At 72.1% G+C, this 24,868-nt stretch carries 26 protein-coding genes; 14 read left to right on the forward strand and 12 right to left on the reverse strand.

All coding sequences use genetic code 11. The features are described 5' to 3' along the window. The first annotated feature begins 17 nt into the window (after window positions 1-17). A complete protein-coding gene (locus tag NYZ95_RS06045; RefSeq protein WP_262849752.1) occupies window positions 18-1,517 on the forward strand; it encodes an MFS transporter in 1,500 nt (499 codons plus the stop codon). 44 nt (window positions 1,518-1,561) lie between these two features. On the opposite strand, the gene NYZ95_RS06050 is transcribed toward NYZ95_RS06045, so the two are convergent. After that, the gene (locus tag NYZ95_RS06050; protein ID WP_262849754.1) at window positions 1,562-2,200 is read right to left on the reverse strand and encodes a TetR/AcrR family transcriptional regulator; all 639 of its coding nucleotides are present in this window, start codon (window positions 2,198-2,200) and stop codon (window positions 1,562-1,564) included. An 83-nt stretch (window positions 2,201-2,283) separates the two neighbouring features. On the opposite strand from NYZ95_RS06050, the gene NYZ95_RS20360 reads away from it, so the two are divergent. Genes NYZ95_RS20360 through NYZ95_RS06065 form a run of 3 tightly spaced genes read left to right on the forward strand, consistent with a single transcriptional unit; the run spans window position 2,284 to window position 4,988 of the window. Continuing rightward, window positions 2,284-4,068 carry a bifunctional sugar phosphate isomerase/epimerase/4-hydroxyphenylpyruvate dioxygenase family protein gene (locus tag NYZ95_RS20360; RefSeq protein WP_262849756.1) on the forward strand — a complete coding sequence of 595 codons (1,785 nt, stop codon included), beginning with the start codon at window positions 2,284-2,286 and terminating at the stop codon, window positions 4,066-4,068. A 45-nt stretch (window positions 4,069-4,113) separates the two neighbouring features. Beyond that, window positions 4,114-4,548: a MarR family winged helix-turn-helix transcriptional regulator gene (locus NYZ95_RS06060; RefSeq protein ID WP_308212225.1), complete on the forward strand. Its 435-nt coding sequence runs from the start codon at window positions 4,114-4,116 to the stop codon at window positions 4,546-4,548. A 17-nt stretch (window positions 4,549-4,565) separates the two neighbouring features. Then, window positions 4,566-4,988, forward strand: a complete 423-nt coding sequence (locus NYZ95_RS06065) for an organic hydroperoxide resistance protein (RefSeq protein WP_262849758.1) — start codon at window positions 4,566-4,568, stop codon at window positions 4,986-4,988. A gap of 23 nt (window positions 4,989-5,011) precedes the next feature. Here the strand turns inward: NYZ95_RS06065 and NYZ95_RS06070 are convergent, their stop codons facing one another. Then, the gene (locus NYZ95_RS06070; RefSeq protein ID WP_262849760.1) at window positions 5,012-6,001 is read right to left on the reverse strand and encodes a LacI family DNA-binding transcriptional regulator; all 990 of its coding nucleotides are present in this window, start codon (window positions 5,999-6,001) and stop codon (window positions 5,012-5,014) included. A gap of 79 nt (window positions 6,002-6,080) precedes the next feature. On the opposite strand from NYZ95_RS06070, the gene NYZ95_RS06075 reads away from it, so the two are divergent. Genes NYZ95_RS06075 through NYZ95_RS06095 form a run of 5 tightly spaced genes read left to right on the forward strand, consistent with a single transcriptional unit; the run spans window position 6,081 to window position 10,861 of the window. Then, window positions 6,081-6,659 carry a TRAP transporter small permease gene (locus NYZ95_RS06075; protein ID WP_262849762.1) on the forward strand — a complete coding sequence of 193 codons (579 nt, stop codon included), beginning with the start codon at window positions 6,081-6,083 and terminating at the stop codon, window positions 6,657-6,659. Further along, complete coding sequence (locus NYZ95_RS06080) at window positions 6,656-7,930, forward strand: TRAP transporter large permease (RefSeq protein ID WP_262849764.1); 1,275 nt, start codon at window positions 6,656-6,658, stop codon at window positions 7,928-7,930. Before NYZ95_RS06075 ends, NYZ95_RS06080 begins: the two co-directional genes overlap by 4 nt. Next, complete coding sequence (locus NYZ95_RS06085) at window positions 7,927-8,868, forward strand: shikimate dehydrogenase (RefSeq protein ID WP_262849766.1); 942 nt, start codon at window positions 7,927-7,929, stop codon at window positions 8,866-8,868. Before NYZ95_RS06080 ends, NYZ95_RS06085 begins: the two co-directional genes overlap by 4 nt. 2 nt (window positions 8,869-8,870) lie before the next feature. Further along, window positions 8,871-9,884 carry a DctP family TRAP transporter solute-binding subunit gene (locus tag NYZ95_RS06090; RefSeq protein WP_262849768.1) on the forward strand — a complete coding sequence of 338 codons (1,014 nt, stop codon included), beginning with the start codon at window positions 8,871-8,873 and terminating at the stop codon, window positions 9,882-9,884. Next, window positions 9,881-10,861, forward strand: a complete 981-nt coding sequence (locus tag NYZ95_RS06095; protein WP_262849770.1) for a phosphotriesterase family protein — start codon at window positions 9,881-9,883, stop codon at window positions 10,859-10,861. Before NYZ95_RS06090 ends, NYZ95_RS06095 begins: the two co-directional genes overlap by 4 nt. On the opposite strand, the gene NYZ95_RS06100 is transcribed toward NYZ95_RS06095, so the two are convergent. Continuing rightward, window positions 10,853-11,758: a LysR family transcriptional regulator gene (locus NYZ95_RS06100; RefSeq protein ID WP_262849772.1), complete on the reverse strand. Its 906-nt coding sequence runs from the start codon at window positions 11,756-11,758 to the stop codon at window positions 10,853-10,855. The genes NYZ95_RS06095 and NYZ95_RS06100 overlap by 9 nt on opposite strands. A 94-nt stretch (window positions 11,759-11,852) precedes the next feature. On the opposite strand from NYZ95_RS06100, the gene gabT reads away from it, so the two are divergent. After that, complete coding sequence (gene gabT / locus NYZ95_RS06105) at window positions 11,853-13,169, forward strand: 4-aminobutyrate--2-oxoglutarate transaminase (RefSeq protein ID WP_262849774.1); 1,317 nt, start codon at window positions 11,853-11,855, stop codon at window positions 13,167-13,169. A gap of 1 nt (window position 13,170) precedes the next feature. Next, entirely contained in the window at window positions 13,171-14,649 is a 1,479-nt protein-coding gene (locus tag NYZ95_RS06110) for an NAD-dependent succinate-semialdehyde dehydrogenase (RefSeq protein ID WP_262849776.1), read from the forward strand. Here NYZ95_RS06110 and NYZ95_RS06115 read toward each other — a convergent pair. Together NYZ95_RS06115 and NYZ95_RS06120 are read right to left on the reverse strand one after the other, a co-directional pair. Then, window positions 14,630-15,262 carry a methyltransferase gene (locus tag NYZ95_RS06115; RefSeq protein ID WP_262849778.1) on the reverse strand — a complete coding sequence of 211 codons (633 nt, stop codon included), beginning with the start codon at window positions 15,260-15,262 and terminating at the stop codon, window positions 14,630-14,632. The two genes, NYZ95_RS06110 and NYZ95_RS06115, sit on opposite strands and share 20 nt — an antisense overlap. Next, complete coding sequence (locus NYZ95_RS06120; RefSeq protein WP_262849780.1) at window positions 15,259-16,212, reverse strand: NAD(P)/FAD-dependent oxidoreductase; 954 nt, start codon at window positions 16,210-16,212, stop codon at window positions 15,259-15,261. Before NYZ95_RS06120 ends, NYZ95_RS06115 begins: the two co-directional genes overlap by 4 nt. 102 nt (window positions 16,213-16,314) lie before the next feature. Here NYZ95_RS06120 and NYZ95_RS06125 point away from each other — a divergent pair, with 102 nt between their 5' ends. Continuing rightward, a complete protein-coding gene (locus NYZ95_RS06125; protein ID WP_262849782.1) occupies window positions 16,315-16,914 on the forward strand; it encodes a helix-turn-helix domain-containing protein in 600 nt (199 codons plus the stop codon). A 33-nt stretch (window positions 16,915-16,947) separates the two neighbouring features. Here the strand turns inward: NYZ95_RS06125 and NYZ95_RS19985 are convergent, their stop codons facing one another. From NYZ95_RS19985 to NYZ95_RS06150, 5 genes are read right to left on the reverse strand one after another with little or no spacing between them, the layout of a single operon-like run. Further along, window positions 16,948-17,829: a hypothetical protein gene (locus NYZ95_RS19985; RefSeq protein ID WP_279307335.1), complete on the reverse strand. Its 882-nt coding sequence runs from the start codon at window positions 17,827-17,829 to the stop codon at window positions 16,948-16,950. Window positions 17,830-17,856: 27 nt separating this feature from the next. Further along, window positions 17,857-18,318, reverse strand: coding sequence for a GNAT family N-acetyltransferase (locus NYZ95_RS06135; protein WP_262849784.1), 462 nt, complete (start codon window positions 18,316-18,318; stop codon window positions 17,857-17,859). 58 nt (window positions 18,319-18,376) lie between these two features. Continuing rightward, the gene (locus NYZ95_RS06140) at window positions 18,377-18,871 is read right to left on the reverse strand and encodes a VOC family protein (RefSeq protein WP_262849786.1); all 495 of its coding nucleotides are present in this window, start codon (window positions 18,869-18,871) and stop codon (window positions 18,377-18,379) included. Between the two features lie 25 nt (window positions 18,872-18,896). After that, window positions 18,897-20,354 (reverse strand): FAD-dependent oxidoreductase, encoded by a 1,458-nt coding sequence (locus NYZ95_RS06145; protein WP_262849788.1) that lies wholly within the window; start codon window positions 20,352-20,354, stop codon window positions 18,897-18,899. After that, on the reverse strand, window positions 20,351-21,283 hold the full coding sequence (locus NYZ95_RS06150; protein ID WP_262849790.1) for a hypothetical protein: 933 nt from the start codon (window positions 21,281-21,283) through the stop codon (window positions 20,351-20,353). Before NYZ95_RS06150 ends, NYZ95_RS06145 begins: the two co-directional genes overlap by 4 nt. Before the next feature lie 36 nt (window positions 21,284-21,319). Between NYZ95_RS06150 and NYZ95_RS06155 the strand changes: the two genes are divergently transcribed. Beyond that, entirely contained in the window at window positions 21,320-22,321 is a 1,002-nt protein-coding gene (locus NYZ95_RS06155; protein WP_262849792.1) for an MDR family NADP-dependent oxidoreductase, read from the forward strand. Window positions 22,322-22,360: 39 nt separating this feature from the next. Beyond that, window positions 22,361-23,500, forward strand: a complete 1,140-nt coding sequence (locus tag NYZ95_RS06160; RefSeq protein ID WP_262849794.1) for a glucose-1-phosphate adenylyltransferase family protein — start codon at window positions 22,361-22,363, stop codon at window positions 23,498-23,500. Between the two features lie 13 nt (window positions 23,501-23,513). Here the strand turns inward: NYZ95_RS06160 and NYZ95_RS06165 are convergent, their stop codons facing one another. Together NYZ95_RS06165 and NYZ95_RS06170 are read right to left on the reverse strand one after the other, a co-directional pair. Further along, a complete protein-coding gene (locus NYZ95_RS06165) occupies window positions 23,514-24,176 on the reverse strand; it encodes a nitroreductase (protein ID WP_262849795.1) in 663 nt (220 codons plus the stop codon). Window positions 24,177-24,185: 9 nt separating this feature from the next. Then, window positions 24,186-24,827: a TetR/AcrR family transcriptional regulator gene (locus NYZ95_RS06170; protein WP_262849797.1), complete on the reverse strand. Its 642-nt coding sequence runs from the start codon at window positions 24,825-24,827 to the stop codon at window positions 24,186-24,188. Between the last annotated feature and the right edge of the window lie 41 nt (window positions 24,828-24,868).

A 24,868-nucleotide genomic window follows, 5' to 3' on the forward strand; every position in this document is an offset into this window, starting at 1 on the left:
TCGGGCTGGGGGGTTCGATGACGGCAGAGGCGACCAAGCCGGGTCCTGCGGCGACGACCGGTGGCGTGCTCGCCGCGACGTGCTTGTCGACGCTGGTGGTCAACGCCAACACGTCGGCGGTGAGCATCCTGCTGCCGGCGATCAGCGACGACACCGGGATGTCGGTCGACACGTTGCAGTGGGCGGTGACCGGCTACTCGCTCGTCGGGGCGGCGGTGATCGTGACCTCGGGTGCGCTCGGCGACGTGTTCGGACGCAAGCGGATCTTCCAGCTCGGTCTGCTGCTCTTCGTCCTCTCCTGCCTCGTGATCGCGCTGGCGGGCTCCGGCGAGATGGTCATCATCGGGCGATTGATCCAAGGCGCGGCCGGAGCCACGATCCTCGCGTGCGGGCTGAGCCTGCTGTCGGTCGCGAACTCCGGCGACGCGCAGCTCAGAGCGGTCTCGTTGTGGGGCGCCGCAGCGGCCGTGGGAGCCGCGGCAGGCCCGCTGGTGGGCGGTGTCCTCGTCGACGTCACCGGGTGGCAAGGACTCTTCTGGATCGACGCGGGGATCGCGATCGTCTGCATGGTGGTCACGTTCGCGACGATCGCGGAGTCGCGGGACACGACGCGTTCACGCTCGATCGACTACGCGGGAGCGCTGCTCGTCGCCCTCACGCTGAGCCCGGTCCTGCTGGGGACGAGCAAGGGCAGCGACTGGGGCTGGTTCAGCCTGGCCACCCTGGGGTGCTTCGCGATCGCGGTGGCCGCCGGCTTCGCATTCTTCGCGGTGGAGAAGCGCGTACGGGTGCCGCTGCTGGATCTCGCGCTGCTGCGCAACCGCACGCTCGTCGCCGCGACGCTCGCGATCCTCATCGGAGCGGGCACGATCAACGCGCTGATGTACCTGCTCAGCCTGTACTTCCAGAACCCTGCCGCGCTCGGCTTCACTCCGCTCCAGGCCGGGCTGGCGACGTTGCCGGCGACCGTCGGGCTCGTGGTCGTCGCCCCGCTGGTCCCGAAGATGGCCGCCAAGGTCGGCGGGCGCAAGGTCGTCTCGCTCGGGTTCCTGATCACCGGCGCCGGCTTCGCGGTCGTCGGCCTGACGCAGTCGGACTGGCGCTACCTCGCTTTCCTGATGCCCCTGATCGCGATCGCGGTCGGCATGGGCATGTCGAACGGTCCGGCGTCGTCCGGGGCGACCGCGGCGGTGGCGCCCGAGGACGTCGGTGCTGCGTCGGGCGTCTCGAACATGGCCCGCTACGTCGGCGCCGCGGTGTTCACCGCCGTCGCCGCCACGGTGAACGCCGCGGTCATCGCCAACCGTACGGACGCGGGCCACTCGCAGGGTGACGCGCTCGCGGCCGGCCTCGGCGCGGCGTCGTGGGTCATGGCCGGCCTCAGCTTCGCCGCGGTCCTGCTGGGCGTCGTGATGAAGCGGCACCGCGAGGCGCGCGGCACGCTCGACGACGCCGTCGCCTCCGCCGCTGCTCCGCTGCACACCCTGCCCACCTCGGCGACAGCCGGCGGTCGGTAGCTCCTTCTCCGTCTGCCACGGGTCCGTGGCAAACGGGAGGGGCTTTACGGCGGCGGGCGGAGCCAGGAGACGACGACGTCACCGATCAGCGCGCGCAGGCGCGGACGGGTGTCGTCGGCGAGCAGGTCGACGTCGAAGAGGTACCCGAACGTGTACTGGTTGGCGACCTGGAACACGCAGTACGAGCTGATGAGCAGGTGCACGTCGAGCGCGTCGACGTCGTCGCGGAAGACGCCCTCGGCGACGCCGCGGCGCAGGATCGTCTCGAGAACCTCCATCGCCGGCTTGCCGAGGTCGCGGAGCACCTCGAGCTTGCGGATGCCTTCGCCTCGGTGGATGTTCTCGATGGCGACCAGGCGCATGAAGTCCTGGTGCTCGACGTGGTGGTCGTACGTGAGCTCGGCGAGCCTCCGGATCGCGTCGACGGGACCCAGGTCGCCGACCTCGAGCCGCTCCTCGGCCTGCCGGATCCCGCGGTAGGCGTTCTCCAGCACGGCGAGGTAGAGCTGCTCCTTGCCGCCGAAGTAGTAGTAGATCATCCGCTTCGTCGTACGGGTGCGCTCCGCGATCTCGTCGACACGCGCTCCGGAGTAGCCGTCCTCGGCGAACGCCCGCGTCGCGACCTCGAGCAGCTCCGCCTTCGTACGCTCGGGATCGCGCTGCCTCGAGACCTGCTCCGTCACGGCCACCACCCTATCCAGCAAGCCGCCGCAGAGCGCGGATTCGCCCCTGGTCCTCGCAATGTACGAAATGGTACGTTCCTCGCGTGCGTACGTCGATCGCCACCGTCTGCCTCAGCGGAAGCCTCGTCCCCAAGCTCCACGCCTGCGCCGAAGCCGGCTTCGACGGCGTGGAGATCTTCGAGCCCGATCTCGTCACGGCGTACGAGTCGCCGGAGGAGATCCGTACGCTCGCCCACCGGCTCGGGCTGTCGCTGGACCTCTACCAGCCGTTCCGCGACTTCGAGGGCGTCGACGACGCGACGTTCGCCGACAACATGCGGCGCGCGGAGACGAAGTTCCAGCTCATGAACCGCCTCGGCATGGACCTCGTCCTCGTGTGCAGCAACGTCGCGACGGCGACCGTCGACTCGGACGAGGTGTCCGCCCGCCAGCTTCGCGCGCTCGGCGAGCTCGCGTCCTCGTACGGCGTCCGGATCGCGTTCGAGGCCCTGGCCTGGGGCAGGTTCATCGACGACTACCGGCGCGCCTGGCGTGTCGTCGAGCGTGCCGACCACCCGAACGTCGGCGTCTGCCTCGACTCGTTCCACATCCTGTCGCGCGGTCACGACCCGAGCGAGATCGAGAAGATCCCCGGCGACAAGATCTTCTTCCTCCAGCTCGCCGACGCCCCCGCGCTCGACATGGACGTGCTGTCGTGGAGCCGGCACCACCGCCTGTTCCCCGGCGAGGGCAGCTTCGACCTCCCCCGGTTCCTCGGCCACGTCCTCGCCGCCGGCTACACCGGACCTCTCTCGCTCGAGGTGTTCAACGACGTCTTCCGTCAGACCGACGTCCGCCGCACCGCTGCGCACGCGCACCGCTCCTTGGTCTGGCTCGCCGACCAGGTCCGGCCTCTGGACAGCACCGCCGGGAGGCCGCTCACGGCCGTCAGCCCGCCGGAAGGGTTCGACTTCGTCGAGCTGCGCGGGTCCGGGCTCGACGAGGCCGATCTCGTGCTGGAGCAGCTCGGGTTCACCTTCCGCGGCCGGCACCGCACCAAGCCCGTACGCCTCTGGTCGTCGGGCCGGGCACGCGTGATCCTCAACGACCAGCGCGGCGCAGACAGGCCGACCCATCTGGCCGCGTTCGGCCTCGAGGTGGCCGACGCGAGCGCCGCACTGGCCCGTGCCCGCGAGCTCGACGCGCCGCCGGTCTTCCGCCAGACCCATGCAGGCGAGCAGGACCTGCCCGCGACCGCAGCGCCGGACGGGACGCAGATCCTCTTCAGCGACAAGGGTCCGGACCCTCGGTGGCTCGACGAGTTCACCTACGGCGACCCCGAACGCTCCGACGTCGCGCGCGCCATCGACCACGTCAACGTCACGCAGCGCTGGCAGGACTTCGACGAGGCCGTGCTCTTCTACCAGAGCGTGCTCGGCCTCGACCCCGAGCCCGCGCGCGAGGTCGCCGGCCCCCGCGGCCTCGTCCGGAGCCAGGTCATGCGCACGCCGGACGGATGCGTGCGGCTCCCGCTCAACGTCGAGCCCCAGGCCGAGGACGGGCGCACCCAGCACGTCGCGTTCTCCTCCGACGACGTCGTCGCGCTCGCCCGTACGGCACGCGCACGCGGCCTCGCGTTCCTCCCTGTGCCGGACAACTACTACGACGACCTGCGGGCGAGGTTCGGCCTCGACGGCGCGTTCCTCGAGGAGCTGCGCTCGCTGGACCTGCTGTACGACGAGGACGCCGCCGGCGGGTTCGTGCACTTCTACACGCGCACCCTCGGCGACGTGTTCTTCGAGTTCGTCGAGCGGCGCGGCAGGTACGACGGGTACGGCGCGGCGGACGCGCCCGTACGGCTGGCCGCTCAGCGCGCCACCACGCGCTGAGGAAGTCTGGTTGTGCGCAACTGAATTGCGCGCTACACATAAGAGGTGCCCACCGCGAGCGTCGACCAGCAGCTGTGCTTCGCGCTGTACTCCGCAGCGCGGGCGATGACGGCCACCTACCGGCCGCTGCTCGCCGCACTCGACCTCACCTATCCGCAGTACCTCGTCATGCTCGTCCTGTGGGAGGAGCGCCGCGTCTCCGTCGGACGTCTGGGCGAGCGGCTCCAGCTCGACTCGGGCACGCTCTCACCGCTGCTGAAGCGGCTGGAGACCCAGGGTTTCGTCCGCCGTGAACGCTCCGCCTCCGACGAGCGCGTCGTGGAGGTCTCGCTGACGCCGGCAGGGCGCCGCCTCGAACGCCGGGCGGCGCGCATCCCCCGCCAGATCCACGACTCCACCGGGCTGACCGCCGCAGACGCCGCCGCGCTCCGCGACGCCGTCCGTCACCTCACCGACCTGCTCGACACCCGTCGTAGCTGATCCTTGGAAGGACCTCCATGACCCCGCTCTACACCGCCGAAGCCCTGACGACCGGCGACGGACGCAACGGCCAGGGCCGCAGCTCCGACGGCCGGCTCGACCTCCAGCTCGCCGTCCCGCGGGAGATGGGCGGCTCGGGTGACGGGACCAACCCCGAGCAGCTGTTCGCCCTCGGCTACGCGGCGTGCTTCCACTCCGCGCTGCGCTCGATCGCCGGCCGCGAGGGCGCCGACGTGAGCGACTCCGCCGTCGGCGCCCGCGTGTCGATCGGCTCGAACGACGCCGGCGGGTACGCCCTCGCCGTCGAGCTCGAGATCACGCTCCCCCACCTCGACCACGACACGGCGCAGCAGCTGGCGGAGAAGGCGCACCAGGTCTGCCCGTACTCCAACGCCACCCGCGGCAACATCGACGTCACCCTCACCGTGACCGACGACTGACGACTGACGCGACCGGGCGGGCGCTACGGCGCCTGCCCGGTCGAGTCGCGCAGGACGAGCTCGCTCGGGATCAGCACCCGGGCCGGCGCGCGACCGCGGCGCGCGGGCGTCGCCATGTCGAGCAGGATCTCGACCGCGGCGCGCCCGACCTCGACGTGCGGACCGCCCAGCGTCGTGAGGCGGGGCGTGCACAGCGCGGAGGCGAAGATGTCGTCGAACCCGACCACGCTCACGTCCTCCGGCACCCGCACCCCGCGCTGCGCGAACCGCTGGACGACACCGATCGCGAGCAGGTCGTTGTGCGCCACGACAGCGGTGGCACCGGTGTTGACCGCGCCGTCGGCCGCGACTCCCCCGTGCGCCACCTTCGGCGTGAACGGGCCGACGCGCTCGACCCGGATGTGGAGGTCGTCGCACGCCGCGCTCAGTGCCGCCCACCGCGTCGCCGCCATCCACGAGTTGCGCGGACCGGCCAGGTAGACCAGATGGCGGTGCCCCAGCGACGCCAGGTGCTCGACGATCTGACGGCAGCCCTGGACGTGGTCCAGGACGACGCTCGGGAGGCCGGGGAGCTCGCGGTTCATCAGCACGACGGGACGTTGCGCGGCGATCCGTTCGAGGTTCTCGTCGGGGAGCCTGCTCGCGGCAAGCACGAACCCGTCGACCGAGCTCACGAGGCGCTGGATCTGGTCGTACTCGATGCGCGGCGACTCCTCCGCGTTGACGAGCACGAGGGTGTACTCCGACGCCTTCGCGCGCAGCTCGGCCCCGCGGATCAGCTCGAAGTAGTGCGGGTTGGTGATGTCGGAGACCACCATCGCGACCGTGTGGTGCCGCCCCGAGAACAGCGCACGTGCGTGGGGGTTTGGCCGGTAGCCGAGCTCGGCGGCGACGGCCAGCACGTGCTCCCGCGTCTTGGTGCTCACGCGGGTCGGTTGCGAGAACGCACGCGAGACCGTCGAGGTCGCCACGCCCGCTGCGGCAGCCACGTCGTAGATCGTCGGGTCGGCCATGTCACGTAGCGAACACGATCTGGCAACCAGATGGCAACCGCTTGCCATCGATGCGCCGCGCTCTCTACCTTCCCGTCCTATGACTTCCGTCACGTCGGAGCCGGACGCCCGCGGTGGCCCCGTCCGTACGTTCTTCGAGCACCCGCCTCGGTGGGTCTCACGGACCGTGCGGACGCTCACCGCGATCGAGCTCGCGATCGGCATCGCGGCCCTGCTCCTGATCTTCTTCCTCGTGATGGCGCAGGCCGTCCAGCGGTACCTGCCCTTCGACGGCTGGCCGTGGACGGGCGAGCTCGCCCGGTTCTGCCTGGTGTGGCTGACCTTCGTCGTCGCCGGCGTCCTCGTGACCACCGACTCGCACATCGCGATCGAGATGGTCGACGCGGTCGACAACGAGGTCGTACGCCGGCTCGTCCGCGTGATCTCCTGCGTCGTCGTGGCCGCGGTCGGCGTCGGCCTCACGGCCGAGGCGTGGTCCCTCATCGAGACCCAGAGCATCCTCAAGTCCCCCGCCATGCGGATGCCGATGTCGTGGTTCTACGCGATCTCCCTGATCGGCTTCGTCAGCACGACCCTCCGCGCCTCCGTCGCCGCCGTCCAGTACGCCGTGGTCGGCGTGCCTCAGGACCAGTCCCGCTCGGAGGCACCGGTCGAATGAGCCTGCTGATCCTCTGCCTGCTGATCACGCTCCTGCTCGTGATCAGGGTCCCGATCGCCTTCGCGTTCATCGGGCCCTCGCTGCTCTACCTCATCACCAACGACCTCTCGCTCGGCCTGGCGCTGCGCCTGGTGGCGCAGTCCACGGCGAGCTTCCCGCTGCTGGCGGTCCCGCTGTTCATCCTGCTGGGGACGCTCGCCAACCACGCGGGCATCGCCGACCGGCTCTTCGACTTCGCGCTCGCCCTCCTCGGCCGGGTCCGTGGGAGCCTCGGTTACGTCAGCGTCGGCGTGAGCGTCGGCTTCTCCTGGATGAGCGGCTCGGCGGTCGCGGACGCCGCGGCGCTCGGCAAGGTCCAGATCCCGGCCATGCTGCGCAGCGGCTACTCCAAGAAGTTCGCCCTGGGCGTGACCGGCGCCGCCTCGCTGATCGCGCCCGTGATGCCGCCGAGCATCCCGGCCGTCATCTACGCGGGCCTCGCCGCCGTGTCCACCGGCGCGCTGTTCGCGGCGTCGGTGGTGCCGGCCCTGCTGATGGCGGTCGGCCTGTGCATCGTGGTCTTCTTCTGGGTCCGCCGCGACCCCAACATCGAGCGCACGCAGTTCAGCGGCGCGCGCGTGTGGGAGACCGGCAAGCGCGTGATCGCCCCGCTCGGCGCCCCCGTCATCATCCTGGGCGGCATCCTCGGCGGCGTCTTCACCCCGACCGAGGCCGCGGCCGTCGGCGTCGCGTACATGGCGCTGCTCGGGTTCGCCTACCGCACCCTCAAGATCCGCGACCTCCCGAAGGTCCTCACCGAGGCGGTCCTGACCAGCGGCGCGATCATGCTCATCGTCGCCTCGGCCAACCTGCTCGGCTACATCTTCGCCCGCGAGCAGGTAGCGAAGGACCTCTCGGCGTGGGTCCTCGACCTCACGTCGAGCCCGACGGTGTTCCTGCTGCTCGTCCTGCTGCTGTCGCTGATCCTCGGCACGGCTCTCGACGCCATCGCGGTGCTCACCCTGGCGGTCCCGATCCTGCTGCCGATCGCCGCGGTGTACGACGTCGACCCCATCGCCCTCGGCGTGCTGATGATCCTGTCGCAGATGATCGGGCTGCTCACTCCCCCGGTCGGCACCGTCATCTTCGTCCTGCAGGCGATCGCGAAGGCGCGCATGTCGGAGGTCTTCTGGGGCGCCCTGCCGTTCATGGTGCCGCTGCTCCTCCTGTGCGTCGCGATCATCTTCTGGCCCGACGCGATCCTGTACCTCCCGCAGAGGCTGGGCCTGTGAGCGCGCGCGAGTCGGTGCTCGTGGCGCTGCTGGGACAAGGCGTCGGCCCTTCGCTGACGCCGGCGATGCACGAGCGCGAGGCCGACCGCCACGGGCTCCGCTACGTCTACAAGGTGGTCGACCTCGACGGTGACCGGGTGGGTGCCGACCACCTCCGCCGCCTGCTCGACGCCGCCGTCGAGCTGGGCTTCGACGGGCTGAACGTCACGCACCCGATCAAGCACACGATGATGCCGTTGGTCGACCAGCTCGGGACGGAGGTCGAGCGCATCGGCGCCCTCAACACCGTCCTCGTACGGGACGGTCGCACCGTCGCCCGCAACACCGACGTCACCGGCTTCTCGCGCGCGTTCCGCGACGGCCTCCCCGACGCCGACCTCACCGACGTGGTGCTGCTCGGTGCCGGCGGCGCGGGGACGGCGGTCGCGCACGCGCTGTCGGCGCTCGGCGCGACCCGGCTCCGCGTCGTCGACCCCGACCGCGGGCGCGCCCAGGACCTCGCGATCTCCCTGGCGGCCGCCGACAGCGAGACCACCGTCGAGACCTTCGGCCCGACCGCGCTCGGACGGGTCCTCGCCGACGCCTCGGGAGTCGTGAACGCCACCCCCCTCGGCATGGCGCACCACCCCGGGACCCCGGTGCCGGGCGAGCTGCTCACCCCGCAGCTCTGGGTGGCTGACATCGTCTACCGCCCTCTCACGACCGAGCTGCTCCGTACGGCGCGAGCACGCGGTTGCCCCACCCTCAGCGGCGCCGGGATGGCGGTCCACCAGGCCGCCGACACCTTCGAGCTCCTCACCGGCAGGACAGCTCACCGCGAGGAGATGTTCCGCGACTTCGACGCGATGGTCTCGGCCGAGACCGCCGCGTCGCACGACCCGGCCGTCGACCACCCCACCCACCGTTCTCGGGACACCTCCGGAGAAAGGACCCAGTAGCCATGACTACCTACCGATTCCGCCGCACCACGATCGCCGCCTGGGCGGTCGTCCCCCTCCTCGCGCTCACCGCGTGCGGAGGCGACGACGAGGGAGGTGACGGCGGCGAGGTCGAGCTCACACTCGCCCACAGCTACACCGAGAACCAGCCGCAGCACCGCTGCGGCGCCCAGGTGATCGCCGACGAGGTCGAGAAGGCCGACGTCGGGATGACGGTCGCGCTGCACCCCAACAGCGAGCTCGGCGGCGACGCCGACCGGATCAGCTCGGTCGTCTCCGGCGACATCGACATCGACATCCAGGGCGCCTCGGCACTCGGCGCGGTGTACGAGCCGGTGGCCGTCCTCGACGCCGCGTACGCCTTCGACGACAACGACCACCTGGTCCGGTTCTTCGAGAGCGACGACTCCAACGAGCTGCTCGACGGCTTCAAGGAGGAGACCGGCGTGACGACGCTCGGGGCGTGGTCGGCGGGTCAGCGGCAGTTCACCGCAAACAAGCCGATCCGTACGCCCGCGGACCTCGAGGGCCTGCGGATGCGCTTCCCCGCGTCGCCGCAGTTCCTCATGAACGCCAAGGCGCTGGGCGCGAACGCGACCGAGGTGGCGTACGAGGAGCTGTTCCTGGCCCTCCAGCAGGGCACGGTCGACGGCCAGGAGAACCCGATCGTCAACATCGACGCGGTGAGCCTCGACGAGGTGCAGGACTACATCAGCATGTCCTCGCACCAGGCCAACTCCAACCTCGTGATCGTCGGTCAGAAGTGGGACGAGCTGTCCGACGAGCAGCAGGACGCGCTCCAGTCCGCGGTCGACGCGGCGGTCGAGCAGGTGCCGGGCTGCGTCGAGGAGGACGAGCAGAAGACCCTCGCGGAGTGGAAGGAGAGCGGCGCGCTCGAGATCGTCGAGGACGTCGACGTCGAGGCGTTCCGCACGAAGGCCGACACGTACCTGCGCGAGAACTTCGGCGAGGAGCAGCTCGCGGTCTACGAAGCGATCCGGGGCACGGCTGAATGACGGGCGCGGGGGAAGTCCAGACCTTCACCGGTCCGCTCGACGCGGACGACCTCGGGGTCACGCTCCTCCATGAGCACGTCTTCGTGGGGCACACCGAGCTGGACCTGAACTTCCCCCATCCGGAGTGGGACGAGGCTGCGGCGGTCGACACGGCCGTCGCAGGCCTCGACCGGCTCTGGGAGCTCGGCGTACGCACGGTGGTCGACCTCACCGTGCTGGGTCTCGGCCGGGACGTGGCGCGCGTCGCGAAGGTCGCGGCCCGCTCTCGCGTCGCGCTCGTCGCCTCGACCGGCTACTACACCGCCGACGTGCTTCCCCCGTACTTCCACACCCACGGGCCCGGGCTGCTCGTCGGCGGTCCGGATCCGCTGATCGAGATGTTCGTCGGTGACATCGAGAAGGGGATCGCCGGCACCGACGTCCGCGCCGGCATGCTGAAGGTCGTGACCGACCGGCTGGGCCTGACCCCGGACGTCTCGCGGGTGATGACCGCGGCGGCGGTCGCGCACCAGCAGACCGGCGTGCCGATCACCACCCACACCCACGCGCCGTCGCAGAACGGGCGCGCCCAGCTGTCGTTCCTGCGCCGGCACGACGTCTCTCCCACGCGCGTGATCGTGGGCCACTGCGGCGACTCCGACGACATCGCCTACCTGCGCGAGCTCGCCGACACGGGCGCCACCCTGGGGATGGACCGCTTCGGGATGGAGCACGTCCTCGACGACGAGATCCGCGTCGAGACGGTCCTCACGCTGCTGGACCTGGGGTACGCCGACCGGATGGTCCTGTCGCACGACGCCGCGTTCTTCAGTCGTGTCACGCCGCCGAGCTGGCGGTCGCGCCACGTCCCGAACTGGCACATGGAGAACCTCCACCGGCGGATCGTCCCGATGCTCCGGGCCGGCGGAGCCAGCGAGGACGACCTGGAGCAGATGCTCGTGCGCAACCCTGCACGGCTGCTCGTCCCTTCACGCTGACGGGCTGTCGGGAGGCGCGACCGCCTCGCCGTACCGGGCGACGCAGAAGTCCCGCAGGCGCGCGGTGAGGTCGGCCAGCGTCGCCGCCGCGTGGTGGTCGGGCTCCCACGCGGCCCACAGGTGGACGCGCAGCGGACCGTGGGCACCCTCGATCTCCAGGGGCACGAGCTCGAAGCGCGGGTCGTCGGTGACGACCGCGATCCCGCGTCCCGCCGCGGCGAGCGCCTGGGCCACCTGCGGGTGCGACGACTCGACGTAGCCTCCGAGGGCCAGGCCCGAGCTCTCGACCGCGACGTCGAGGACGTGCCGGGCGCGCATCCCCCGACGCAGCACGACCAGGCGCTCCTGCGTGAGCGCCTCCAGGTCGACGCTCCGCCGCTGCGCCCACGCGTGGTCCGCCGGGACGTACGCCCACACCGGCAGCACCGCGACGGGAGCACCCGCGAGATCGGGGCCGGGCCGGTCGAAGACGAGCGCGAGGTCTGCGCCCCCGCGCAGCGACACGTGAGGGTCGCCGACCTCGGTCTCGAGCACCGTGGGCACCGGGTCGTCAGGACGCAGCTGCGCCACGAAGGGCGCGATGACGTCGCTCAAGGTCGTCGTCCTGGTCGCGATCGTCAGCGCCTCGAGCCGCCCTGCCGCCAGCGTCGAGGCTGCCGCCCGGGCGTCGTCGGCGCGGCGCAGGAGGTCGCGCGCCACAGGAAGGAACTGCGTGCCCGCGGCATTGAGCGCGAGCCGACCGCGCGAGCGGGTGAAGAGGTCCACGCCCAGCTCGCGCTCGAGGCTGCGCAGCTGCCGGGAGAGCGCCGGCTGGGTCATGTGCAGCGCGGCCGCCGCGGCGCTGACGGTGCCCGCGTCGGCGGTCGCGACGAAGTAGCCGAGGCCGCGCAGCTCCACCCGTCCTCCTCCGATCAAGGTATGCCTCCGCGGCATACCTTCCCAGCATATTCGGTATTGGACGGCATAGGCGGTCACCCCTGATCCTGACCCCATGGCTCTCACCCAGGAACGTCGCCTCGTCACGCCCATCCCGGGGCCCGCGTCGCAGGCGCTGATGGCGCGCAAGCAGGCCGCCGTACCCACCGGCGTCGCCACGACGCTCCCCGTGTTCGCGGCGGAGGCGTCCGGCGGGATCGTCAAGGACGTCGACGGCAACCAGCTCATCGACCTCGGCTCCGGCATCGCCGTGACCACCGTCGGCGTGAGCGCGCCCCGCGTCGTGGAGGCGGTCGCCGCGCAGGCCGCCGCGTACACGCACACCTGCTTCATGGTCACCCCGTACGAGCCGTACGTCGCGGTCGCCGAGGCGCTCAACCGGCTGACCCCAGGCGACCACGACAAGCGCACCGCGCTGTTCAACTCCGGGGCCGAGGCCGTCGAGAACGCGGTCAAGATCGCCCGCGCCGCCACCGGACGCCAGGCGGTCGTGGTGTTCGACCACGCCTACCACGGGCGTACGAACCTCACGATGGCGATGACGGCGAAGTCGATGCCGTACAAGCACGGCTTCGGCCCGTTCTCGCCCGAGGTCTACCGCGCGCCGATGTCGTACCCGTTCCGCGACGGGGTCAAGGACGGACGCGTCGCCGCCGCACGCGCGATCGACGTCATCGAGAAGCAGGTCGGGGCGGCGAACCTCGCGGCCGTGGTGATCGAGCCGATCCAGGGTGAGGGCGGCTTCGTCGTGCCCGCCGAGGGATTCCTCGCGGCGATCGCGCAGTGGTGCACCGACAACGACGTCGTGTTCGTCGCCGACGAGGTGCAGTCCGGCTTCGGGCGTACGGGCGCGATGTACGCCTGCGAGCACGAGGGCGTCGTGCCCGACCTCGTCGTCACCGCCAAGGGCGTCGCCGACGGCCTCCCGCTCTCGGCCGTCACCGGGCGCGCCGCGCTCATGGACGCCGCCCACGCCTCCGGCCTCGGCGGAACCTACGGCGGCAACCCGCTGGCGTGCGCCGCCGCGCTCGCCACGATCGAGACGCTCGAGGCCGACGGCCTCGTCGCCCGGGCCGGCGAGATCGAGACGCTGATGCTCGACCGCCTGCACCGCCTCGCCGCCGACGACCGCCGCGTGGGCGACGTCCGGGGACGCGGAGCGATGATCGCCGTCGAGCTCGTCGACGACTCCGGAGAGCCCGATGCCGCGCTCGCGAAGGCGCTCGCGGCCAGCTGCCACGCCGCGGGCGTCATCGTCCTGACCTGCGGCACGTGGGGCAACGTCCTGCGCTTCCTCCCGCCGCTGACGATCTCCGACGACCTGCTCCACGAGGCGCTCGACGTCCTCACCACCGCCCTCAAGGAGGCCTGACATGACCGCGACGTACGAGACCTCGGGGCTCGAGCGCCACGTGGCCGAGCTGGCACCGGAGCACGGGCTCTTCGTGGGCGGCGCCTGGCAGGCGACCGCGGCCACGTTCGCCGTCGACGACCCCGCGACGTCGGTGGTCCTCGCGCACGTCTCCGACGCCTCCCCCGCCGACGCGACGGCCGCCGTCGACGCGGCCAGCGAGGCGCTGACGGCGTGGCGACGCACCGCCCCGCGGGTCCGTTCGGAGATCCTGCGCCGCGCGTACGACCTGATGGTCGCCGACGTCGACCGCCTCACCGCGCTGATCTGCGCCGAGAACGGCAAGTCCCTCGTCGACGCGCGCGGTGAGGTGCTGTACGCCGCGGAGTTCTTCCGGTGGTTCTCCGAGGAGGCCGTACGGAGCTCGGGCGACTACGGCAGCGCACCGGCCGGCGGCACCCGTACGTTGGTGACCCGCCGTCCCGTCGGCGTCGCCGCGCTCGTGACCCCGTGGAACTTCCCCGCCGCGATGGCGACCCGCAAGATCGCGCCCGCGCTCGCCGCCGGGTGCACCGTGGTGCTCAAGCCGGCCGCCGAGACGCCGCTCACCGCGCTCGCCGTGGCCCGGATCCTCGCCGAGGCGGGTGTGCCGGACGGCGTGGTCAACGTGGTGCCCACCACCGACGCGGCAGCCGTCGTCGGCACCTGGCTCTCCGACAGCCGCGTGCGCAAGATCTCGTTCACCGGCTCGACGAACGTCGGCCGGATCCTGCTCCGGCAGGCGGCGGACCGCGTCGTGAACAGCTCGATGGAGCTCGGCGGCAACGCGCCGTTCATCGTCACCGAGGACGCCGACCTCGACGCCGCCGTCGAGGGGGCGATGGTCGCGAAGTTCCGCAACGGCGGTCAGGCCTGCACCGCGGCGAACCGCTTCTACGTCCACGCCGACGTCGCCGACGCGTTCACCGCCCGGCTCGGCGCTGCGGTGGAGGCGCTCACGGTCGGCCCTGCCTCGACCGGCGCACAGATCGGTCCGCTGATCTCGGCCAAGGCGCTCTCCGGCGTCCAGTCGCTGGTCGACGCGGCGCTGGCGGCCGGCGCGACGGTCGCCCACCGTGCGCCGCTCGACCCCACCCTGACCGGACACTTCCTCGCGCCCGTCGTCCTCTCCGGCGTCGCACCCGACTCGCCCGTGGTCACCGAGGAGATCTTCGGCCCGGTCGCGCCGGTCGTCACCTGGCGCACGGACGAGGAGCTGCTGGAGTACGTGAACGCCAGCGAGTACGGCCTCGCCGCGTACGTCTACGCCGGCGACCTGGGGCGCGCCCTGCGCCTCGCGGAGGACGTCGACGCGGGCATGGTGGGCATCGGGCGCGGGCTCGTCTCCGACCCGGCGGCGCCCTTCGGCGGCGTCAAGCAGAGCGGTCTCGGCCGCGAGGGCGCACGCGAGGGTCTCGAGGAGTTCACCGAGACCCAGTACTTCAGCGTCGCGTGGGACTGACCAGCGCGACCAAGGCTCCTCGGTCGAGGCGCTCGACGGACACGTGCTCCAGCGCGCGTCCGTCGAGCGCACCGACGAGCGCATCGGCCTGACCGTCCGGACCGACCTGCACCACCGCGTACCCGCCGGGAGCCAGGTGGTGCTCGATGACGTCGAGGCTGCTCCACACCAGGTCCATGCCCGACGACCCGCCGTCGATCGCGAACGGCGGGTCGTCGGGGTAGCGGGTGACCTCGTCGCTCGGCACCCACGGCGGGTCCGCGATCACGACGGCGAAGCGCTCGTGCGGCTCGAGGGCGTCCTCGAGCATCCCGCACCGCACCGTCACCGACACCGCGAGCTCGGCGGCCGCGGCGTTGGTCTCCGCGAAGGCGCACGCGGCGGGATTCGCGTCGACCTGGACGAGGTCACGGCCGGCCTGCGCGGCGGCGAGCAGCCCGATGTGGCCGACACCGCTGAAGATCTCGAGCATCGCCCCGTCCGGAGCGGACGCGGCCAGCTCCGCCGCGAGGGCAGACTGCCGTGCGGTCCACGGACGTGGGTGCAGCACCGAGCCGTCGTACGCGATGGTGAGGTGGCCGAACGCGAGAGCCTGCGTGGAGAGTGAGGTCACGCACCCATTCTCAACGGTCGCGCCTCGACCGCTGCCCGGGCCTCCTCCGCCACCAGGTCGGCGTTGATCTGTCCCCCGGCCATGGCTCCCGCTGCAGCGGCGGCACCGACCTGGGCGCTGAGGTCGGTGGCGTTGCCGGCCACCCACACCCCGGGGACCTCCGTGCGACCGACCTCGTCTGCGGCGACGTGCGCTCCCATCCCCGACGCGTGCTCCACCGGCGAGAGGCCCAGGTGCTCGAGGAACGGCACACGTGCCGCCGTGCGCGCGCCGACGGCGACGACGCTCCGGGCGACCGCGGTGCCGTCAGCCAGCCGTACGGCGGTGATCTGGTCGTCCTCGATCTGCAGGCCGGCGACGGCACCCGTGACGACGGTGATCCCGCGGGCCGCGAGCTGCTCCGCATCGTCGTCGGGCAGGTCGGGCTGGTCGTTCAGGAAGAGCACGACGTCGTCGCTCAGCTGCCGGAACAGCAGCGCCTGGTGGACCGCCATCGAGCCGGTCGCGACGACACCGATGGGCTGGTCGCGGACCTCCCACCCGTGGCAGTACGGGCAGTGGACGACGTCGCGTCCCCAGCGTGCACGCATGCCCTCGATGTCCGGCAGCTCGTCGACGAGGCCGGTCGTGACCAGGACGCGTCGTGCCTCGACCGTACGACCGTCGTCCAGCGTGACCGCGAAGCTCCCCTCCTTCCCGGTCACCGTCTCGACCGTCGCGTCGACGATCTCGGCGCCGTACCGGCGGACCTCGTCTCGACCACGTGCCAGCAGCTCCGCCGGCGGCACGCCGTCGTGGCCGAGCATCCCGTGCACGCCCTCGGCTGGAGCGTTGCGCGGCTGCCCCGCGTCCACCACGAGCACCGACCGGCGCGAGCGTGCGAGCATCAGCGCCCCGTTGAGCCCGGCAGCTCCTCCGCCGACCACCACGACGTCGTAAGCGTTGTCCATCGCTTCGTTCCTCTCCCGGAGCCCCCGTGGCCCCTCGTCGACCAGCCTGCGCGGGAGGTGACGAAATCGCAAAGAACTTTGCCGACCTGGCAAACTGTCCGCATGGGTGACGATCTCGATCAGACTCTCGACGCCGTCGGCGCACGCCTGCGCGCCCTCCGGATGCAGCGCGACACCACGCTCGCCGACGTCTCGGCAGAGACCGGGATCTCGGTGAGCACACTCTCGCGCCTGGAGTCCGGCACGCGCAAGCCGACCCTCGAGCTCCTCCTGCCGCTCGCGCGGGTGTACGGGGTGACGCTGGACGAGCTCGTGGACGCCCCTCCCACCGGCGATCCCCGCCTCCATCTGCGGCCCACGAAGGCGTTCGGCATGACGTCCATCCCGTTGACCCGGCGCGCCGGGGGCATCCAGGCGTACAAGCTCGTGATCGACGGCGGCACGTCGCGCGAGACTCCTGACCTCAAGACCCACGAGGGCTACGAGTGGGTGTACGTCCTCAACGGGCGCCTGCGCGTCGTCCTCGCCGAGCACGACATCGTGCTCGCGCCCGGGGAGGCTGCCGAGTTCGACACCCGGACCCCTCACTGGTTCGGCGCCGCGGACGACGCGCCGGTCGAGTTCTTGAGCCTCTTCGGCAAGCAGGGCGAGCGCGCCCACCTCCGCGCCCGCCCCAAGCGCACCCCGCCGTCCGCGTCGTGAAAGCACCCTGACCGAACTCGCGTGGGGATCCGGTCAGGTTCCTTTCACCGCGCGGACGCGGCGCTCGGCGGCGGCGCGGTCCTTGCGCGCGGCGGACTCGGCCGTACGGGCGTCGGCGAGCGCGGTCTCGATCTCGTCGAGCTCGTCGCGTACCTCCTGGCGCCGCCGCTTGAGCGTCTCGACGGCGGCACGTGCCTCGTCGGCACGACGGCTCGCCTCCTCGTACGCAGCGTCGGCGCGCTCGACCTCCTCGGGGTCGGGTCCGGGCGGGGCCTGCGGCTCTACCTTCTTGGCGGGAGCCTTCTTGGTGGGGCCCTTCTTGGCGGGTGTCGTCTTCGCGGGGGCCTTCTTCGCGGGGGCCTTCGTGCGCGGACCGCGTCGACGAGGCCTCCCCGCCAGCGCCTCGGGCACGGCGAGCTTCCCGTCCAGGTCCACCGGCTCGAACCCGGTGGACGACAACGCGTCGACGAGCAGCCCCGTCTCGAGCGCCGCAGCGGCGGCCTCGTCCGCGAGCGCCGCGTTCAGCGTCTGCGTCACCTGCTCGACCACCGGCTCACCGAGCGGCGATCCGGCGTCGGCGGCCAGCGTGCGTACGGACGTGACGGCCTCACCGATCAGCGCACGCCGCTGCGAGGCGAGCGCACGAAGCTCGGCACCCGCCAGCTGCTCCTGCGCCTCGCGCAGCTCCTCCCCCAGCGCGAGGAGCGCGTCGACGCGTTCGGGGTCGCTGCGGACGAAGAGGTTCACGGCCCACGCGGCCCGGGTCGGCTTGCGCAGCGCCGCGATCCGCCGTGCGAGCGGAGCGTCTCCGGCCTTGCGCGCATGGGCCGCGAGGGCCTTGCGGGAGGCGACGAAGTCGTCGGGCGTCCCTTCGTACAGCGGCCGCGCCACCGACTCCAGCGTCTCCTCGGTCACTCCCCTAGGGTGCCCTGCGAGCGCGCGTCACACCACGCGTGTCATGTACGTGCTGTTCGGGTCGTCGGTGTAGGAGCCGAACGGTCCGCAGACCTCGAAGCCCGCACCGGCGTACAGGGCCCGCGCCGGCGCGAAGAAGTCCTGGCTCCCCGTCTCGAGCGACACGCGCTGCACCCCGCGCGCCCGGGCGTCGTCGAGGAGGTGGGCGAGGAGGCCGCGCGCGACGCCCCGGCCGCGGGCCCGTGGGTGGGTCCGCATGCTCTTGACCTCCTCGTGACCGGCTGCGACGACGGCGAGCGCGCCGGTCGCCACGACTCCCTCGGCGTCCTCGACCACCCACATCCGCACCGACGGCCGCCGCAGGCCCTCGAGGTCGAGCGCGTGCTGGCTCTCCGGCGGCGCGGTCGGCCTGAGGTCGTCGAGGTGCTCCTGGAGGAACGCCGCCAGACGGGGGTCGTCGAAGTCGGCGCGGTCGGTCACGAGGGTCATGCGCCCATGGTGCGCGGCGAATGTTTCGCTCAGGTGACACGACCACGCCGACGTACGCTCAGCCGACGCGGGAGCGCATCTCGGCGTCGAACGTCTCCATCGCCGTCGCCATCTGCTGCTGGTACGCGGGCTCGGCGAGGCGGCGCTCCATCTCCTCTGGCGTCAGGTCCTCGAGGTGCGACGCCAGCCACCAGATGTTGCCGAACGGGTCGCGGACGCGGCCGCCGCGGCTGCCGAACGCGTCGTCGGCCAGCGGGGTCACCACCTTCGCGCCTGCCGTCAGCGCGGCGTCGAACGTCGCGTCGACGTCCTCGACGTACAGGCTCAGCAGGGCGATGCAGTCGGGCCACTGCGGTGCCGCGTCGAACGCCATCACCACGCGGTCCCCGATGAGCACCTCCGCGTGCCCGAGCCGCCCGTCGGGAAGGGTGAAGCGCCCGCGCTCGACCGCGCCGAAGGCGGCCACCATGAAGTCGACGAACTCGGCTGCTCCGCGGACGCAGACGTACGGGCTGACGGCGCCGTAGTCGGCGGGGATGCGTGTCGTGGTCATGTCCCGACGGTAAGCCGGGTTGCGGTCAGTTCCTGTCCGGATCCGTGGCGGCCTCGCCGAGGCGTTCGCCCAGCAGCCTCCCGAAGGTCAGCGCCGGGGTCACGAGCATCCCCGAGCAGAAGCTGTTGCCGCAGGTCGCGCCGGCGCCGATCACCTCGCCGACCGCGTACAGGCCGGGCACGGGTGTCCCGCTCTCGTCGCGCACCGCGAACGAGGCGTCGATGTCGACCCCCTGGAACGTGACGAGGGTGATGGCGTGGTTGCGCACCGCGTAGAACGGCGCCGTCGCGATCGGCGCAGGCAGGAACGTCCGCCCGTGCTCCTCGTCGTGCCCGGCCTCCACGGCGGCGTTGTAGCGCGCCACGGTCTCGACCAGCCCCTTCGGGTCGATCCCGGCCAGCGCGGCAAGCTCCTCGATCGAGTCCGCCGCGTGCAGGCCGGGCCGCTGGCCCATCATCGCCCGGACCTCGTCGGGCTCCTTGCCGACCACCATCTGCTCCACACCGCCGCGAGCACGCTCAAGAGCGGCGTCGTCGAAGACGGTCCAGAACGTCTGGTCCGGGATCTGCGCGAGCGCCCGCTCCTTCTCGTCGATCGACTCCTCGTCCTCGGCGACCCACCGCAAACCGTCGCGGTCGACGTAGATCTCGTACGGGGCGCGCTCGCTGGTGAGGCGCTGTCGGTCGGACCAGTTCGCGCGGCCGGGCGTGCGGGGATCGGGCAGACCGCCGAAGGTCGGCAGGTACGTCCCCTCGCCCTGGAGGCCGGCGCCGATCGCCATGGCGAGGTGGATCCCGTCACCCGTCGACGTCCGCGCGGCGGCAGACACCAGCGGCGCACCCTCGAGCTCCTCGAAGAGCTCCGGGTCGGCCCCGTACCCGCCGGTCGCGAGCACCACCGCGGGCGCGGTCACGGTGACGTCCTTGCCGCGCCGGTGCACGACCGCACCCGTCACCGCCCCCGCCTCGTCGGTGAGCAGCTCGGTGACCGTCGCGCTCAGCCAGAGCGTCAGGTCGTACGAGGCGGTCGTCTTGTCGAGCTCCTCGGAGAGCACGGCGAGGATCGAGAGGCCTTCGTCCTTGCCGTAGTACGTCCGCGCGGTCTCGTACGGCTCGTGCCCGTAGATGATCCTCGGCGTCTCCGGCGCGAAGGCGAAGCCGCGGTCGGCGAGCCACTCGACCGTGTCGGCGGCGTTCTCGGCGACGATCGAGACGAGGTCGTCGCGCGCGGTGCCTCGGCTGATCCGGCGGATGTCGGCGAGGTGGTCGGCCACCGTGTCGGTGATGCCGCGCTCGGCCTGGCGCCGGGTCCCCGCCGCGGCGATGTGGCCGCCGGTGACGTGGAGCGTGCCGCCGATGCGCGCGTCCTTCTCGACCAGCAGCACCCGGGCCCCGGCGCGCGCCGCGTGCAGGGCGGTGGGGATGCCCGCCGTCCCCGCACCGACGACCAGGACGTCGTACGTCTCCTCCGTCACGGCGCTCACGCGACCACCTCCACGACCAGGTGCGGGATCTCGTGCGGCGGCACGACGACAGACGCGCGCACGGCGCCGAGCGGGTCGAGCGCGAGGTCGACCACCGGGCTCGCCGCCGCGCCTGCCGCGCGACGCACCTCGTCGAGGTCGTCGGCGAGGACGACCACGCCGAGCATCCCGCGGCGCGGTGCGGCAGAACGGCCGCGCAGCGAGACGCCGACGTCGGGCGGCAGGCCGTAGTCGATGAGACTCAGGTACGGCTCGTGCCGCGCGGAGCCGATGCTGCGGGCGCTGACGTCGAGCGGCTCGTCGACACCGATCAGCGCGGCGACCGACGGGGCGTCGATCGCGTACTCGTAGACGACGTCCCACCCGAAGACCTCGCGCGCGAAGTCGACGGACGCCTTGGCGTCGGACAGCGGCAAGGTCATGCCGACGGCCTCGCTGACCAGGCGGTCGGTCACCCGGACGAAGTCGGCGAAGAACGGCGCCGGCCCTCCGAGGAAGGCCACCAGCACGCCGTCGGCCGCGCGGACGTGCGCCTCGCGGAGCGTGGCCTCGCCCACCAGGTCGTACTCGGCCTGCGACTCGACGACCTCGTAGCCGCACGCACGTGCGTGCGCGACCGCAGCGTCGAAGTCGGGGGCGTGGAAGTCGACGACCTTGAGCGCGTCGCGATCGACCTTCGACTCCCCCGAGCGGATGGTCTCCTGCCCGTCAGGAGAGAAGCGGCACACGACGACGCCCGCGTCCGCGCCCGGCGTCCGGAGGGCGGAGACGTCCGCCCCGGAGACGGCTCCGCCGAACAGCGTGCGGGCATCGGCCGAGGTCAGCGCAGTGGGGTCGCCTTCCTCCATGCCGAGGACGTCGCGGAAGAGGGCACGGTGGGCCGCCGGGTCCGCGGTGGAGACGAGAGGTCCGAAAAGTCGTGCTGGCACGGGCGACACTCTATCTCTGTGGAATGCTGTTCCACCATGAGCACCACCCCTGCCGTCACGCTCGCCCGTCGTCCGGCCGGCACTCCTCGCCCCGACGACTTCGCCGTCACCGACGTCCCCGTGGGCCAGCCCGGCCCCGACGAGGTCCTCGTCGCGGTCTCCGAGCTCTCGCTCGATCCCTACCTCCGCTCGGTGCTCGGCCCCGGGCACCTCGACGAGCCGGCGGTCCCGATCGGCGGGGTGGTCCCGGGTCGCGCGATCGGCCGCGTCATGGCCTCCCGCAGCGCGTCGGTGACCGCCGGCACGTGGGTCCTCGCCGAGACGGGCTGGCGGGCACGGGCGGTCGTCCCCGCCACGTCGGTCCGCCCGTTCACGGTCCCGGACGGGGTGCCACCCTCGGCCGTCCTCGGCGCACTCGGGATGCCGGGGCTCACGGCGTACGCCGCGCTGGAACGCCACCTGGTGCCCCGTCCCGGTGACACCGTCGTCGTCTCCGCAGCGACCGGCGGTGTCGGCTCGGTCGCCGGGGCTCTGGTCGCGGCCGCCGGAGCGAGGCCGGTCGCGATCGTCGGCACGTCGGAGAAGGCGAAGGACGCGGTGGACGTGCTCGGCTACCGCGCAGCCGTCGTCCGCACCGCGCCGGACTGGGAGGCCCAGCTCGCGGAGGCCTGCCCCGACGGCATCGACGGCTACCTCCACCTCGCCGACCAGCCGACGCTCACCGGCGTCGTGAAGCAGCTCGCCGTGGGGGCGCGCGTGTCGCTGTGCGGCCTCATGGACCAGTACAACGACGGCCCTCGTACGGTGCTGGATGCCGGTGCGGTCATGACGGCGCGGGCCGTCGTCCACGGCATGGTCGTGTACGACCACGGCGACCTCGCGTCCGAGCACGCAGCGAAGGTCGGTGAGCTGCTCGCCAGCGGCGACCTCGTCCTCCACGAGGAGCGGCACGCAGGCCTGCACCGGGCTCCGGAGGCCTTCGCGCGCCTCATGTCAGGGGCGAACCGCGGCAAGGTCGTCGTCGAGGTCACCACCTGACGACCGGCGCGGAGGGCGGCAGCCACCTACAGTTCCCCCATGCGTCCTCTCGACGTCATCGCGATCGTCCTCGCCGGCGGGAAGGGCGGCCGGCTCGGCGAGCTCACCGAGCGCCGCGCCAAGCCCGCTGTCCCGGTGGCCGGCTCCTACCGTCTCGTCGACATCGTCCTGTCGAACCTCGTGCACAGCGGCGTCAGCGACGTCTGGATGATCGAGCAGTACCTCCCTGGGTCGCTCAACGAGCACCTGGCCCACGGTCGTCCGTGGGACCTCGACCGCTCCTGGGGCGGCTTGAGGGTCGTTCCGCCCTTCGAGGGCGCTGAGGGCGGCGGCTTCGCCCAGGGCAACGCCGACGCGCTCGCCCGGCAGGCGGAGGCGCTGCGCGAGCGCGCCTCCGACGTGACGCTCGTGCTCAGCGCGGACCACCTGTACACGCTCGACCTGCGCGACGTCCTCGAGACGCACGCGCGTACGGACGCGGACCTGACGATCGTCACCACCACCGGTGTCCCCGACGCCTCCCGCCACGGCGTCGTGGAGGTCGACGACGACGGCGGCGTCACCGGCTTCGCCTACAAGCCCGACGAACCGGCGACCGACGTCGTCGCGGCCGAGATCTTCGCCTACCGCACCACGACCCTGCTGGAGGCGTTCGACCACCTGTTGGAGGTCCACGACCAGCTCGAAGACTACGGCGACCAGCTCGTGCCCTATCTGGTGGAGAACCGCCGGGTCGTCGAGCACCGGCTCGACTCCTACTGGCGCGACCTCGGCACCGTGCCCGGCTACTGGCGGGCGCACATGGACGTGCTCGACCGCTCGGGAGTCCGTTTGGACGACCCGGGATGGCCCATCCGCACCGCCGCCCCCGTACGCCTGCCGGCGCGCGTCACGCCCTCGGCCGACGTGCGCGAGGCACTCCTCGCCCCGGGCAGCGTCGTCGCGGGGTCGGTGCGGCACAGCGTCGTCGGACCCGGCTGCGAGGTGGACGAGGGCGCCGAGGTCGTCGACAGCGTCCTCCTCGACGGAGTCACGGTGGGTCCCGGCGTACGCCTGGTCGGCGTGGTCGCCGACGCGGGCGCCACGATCACCGGCGGCTCCGTCCGCGGCTCCGACGACGTCGTGACGCTCGTCGGAGCCGACGGGAACATCGCCGAGCGGAGCCCCCGCGAGGAGTGAGCCGCGCCGCGGGTCACTCCGAGACGAACGTGACCGTGTCGTCGACGGACGCACGGCTCGTACGGAACCCGTTGACCGGGTGGTCCTCGTCGGCGAACCCGAGCGCGACCGCGCAGACGACGAGCCGGTCGTCGGCCAGCCCGAGGAACTCCCGCACGTGGTCGGAGTACATCGCGACGGCCGCCTGCGGGGTCGTGGCGACCCCGTGGGCGTACGCGGCGTTGAGCAGGTTGGTGACGTAGCCGCCGCAGTCGATCGCACCGTAGACGCCCTGGCTCCGGTCGGTCGTGATCACGGCGACCTGGGGCGCCCCGAAGAACGAGAAGTTCTTCAGCATCTGCACACCCCGCGCCTCGCCGTCGGACCGCGCGATGCCGAGGCTCGCGTACAGCGCGTAACCGGACTCGCGCCGACGCTCCTTGTAGACGCCCACGTAGTCGTCCGGCAACGGCAGGTCGGGCGACGGAGCGGAGGTCTGCACGTGCGCGGTCAGGCTGGTGGCAAACCTCTCCGTCGCCTCGCCTTCGACCAGGTGGACCTGCCACGGCTGCGTGTTGCACCACGACGGTGTCCGCTGCGCGAGCGCCAGCACGTCGCGCAGCGTCTCGCGCGGCACGGGCTCGGTCCGGTACGCACGGCAGGTCCAGCGGCCCTCGAGGATCTTCGACAGCTCCACGCGGGCACCCTAGCCCGACGCCGGCGCCGTACGCCGTGCGTCCACCGCAGGCAGGTAGCCCAGGCACAGCCGGACGAGCTCGTCGAGCAGCTCGTCGCGCGACAGCGGCCCCGGGTCGAGGACCCACCGGACAGCGAGGTTCTCGACGGCGAGGACGAGCACCCAGGCGATCGCGGCGGGCCGACGGCCCGCGAGCGCCCCTGGCTGGGCGGCGAGCAGCGCTGCGACGAGATCCTGGACCCGACGCTCGAGCGCCGCGCGACGGGCGGCGTTCTGGCGTGCCGGCAGCTCTTCGAAGACCACGCGTAGGAGGTCGGCGTGCTGCTCGAGGGCCTCGACGAGGGCGTCGGCGCAGGCCCGCACCATGTCCGGGCCCATCCCACCGAGCCGGTCGGTCAGCGATGCCGTCACCTGGTCAGCAACCTCGTCGGCGTAGCGCTCGACGATCGCGGCGACGATGGCGTGCTTGTTCGGGAAGTACTGGTAGAGCGAGCCCGGGCTGATGCCGGCCGCGTCGGCGACCCGGTTGGTCGAGAAGGCGTCGTCGCCGTCGCGCAGGAGCACCTGGCGCCCCGAGCTCACGATGCGTTCGACCGTTGCGCGCGAGCGGGCCTGGCGCGGCCTCTTGCGTGGAACCAGCACGGGATCCATGCGGGCATCGTAGGCGAGCGATCGCTCGCATGGAACCTTCC

This window comes from Mumia quercus (assembly GCF_025506335.1).
Taxonomy (GTDB): Bacteria; Actinomycetota; Actinomycetes; order Propionibacteriales; family Nocardioidaceae; genus Mumia; species Mumia quercus.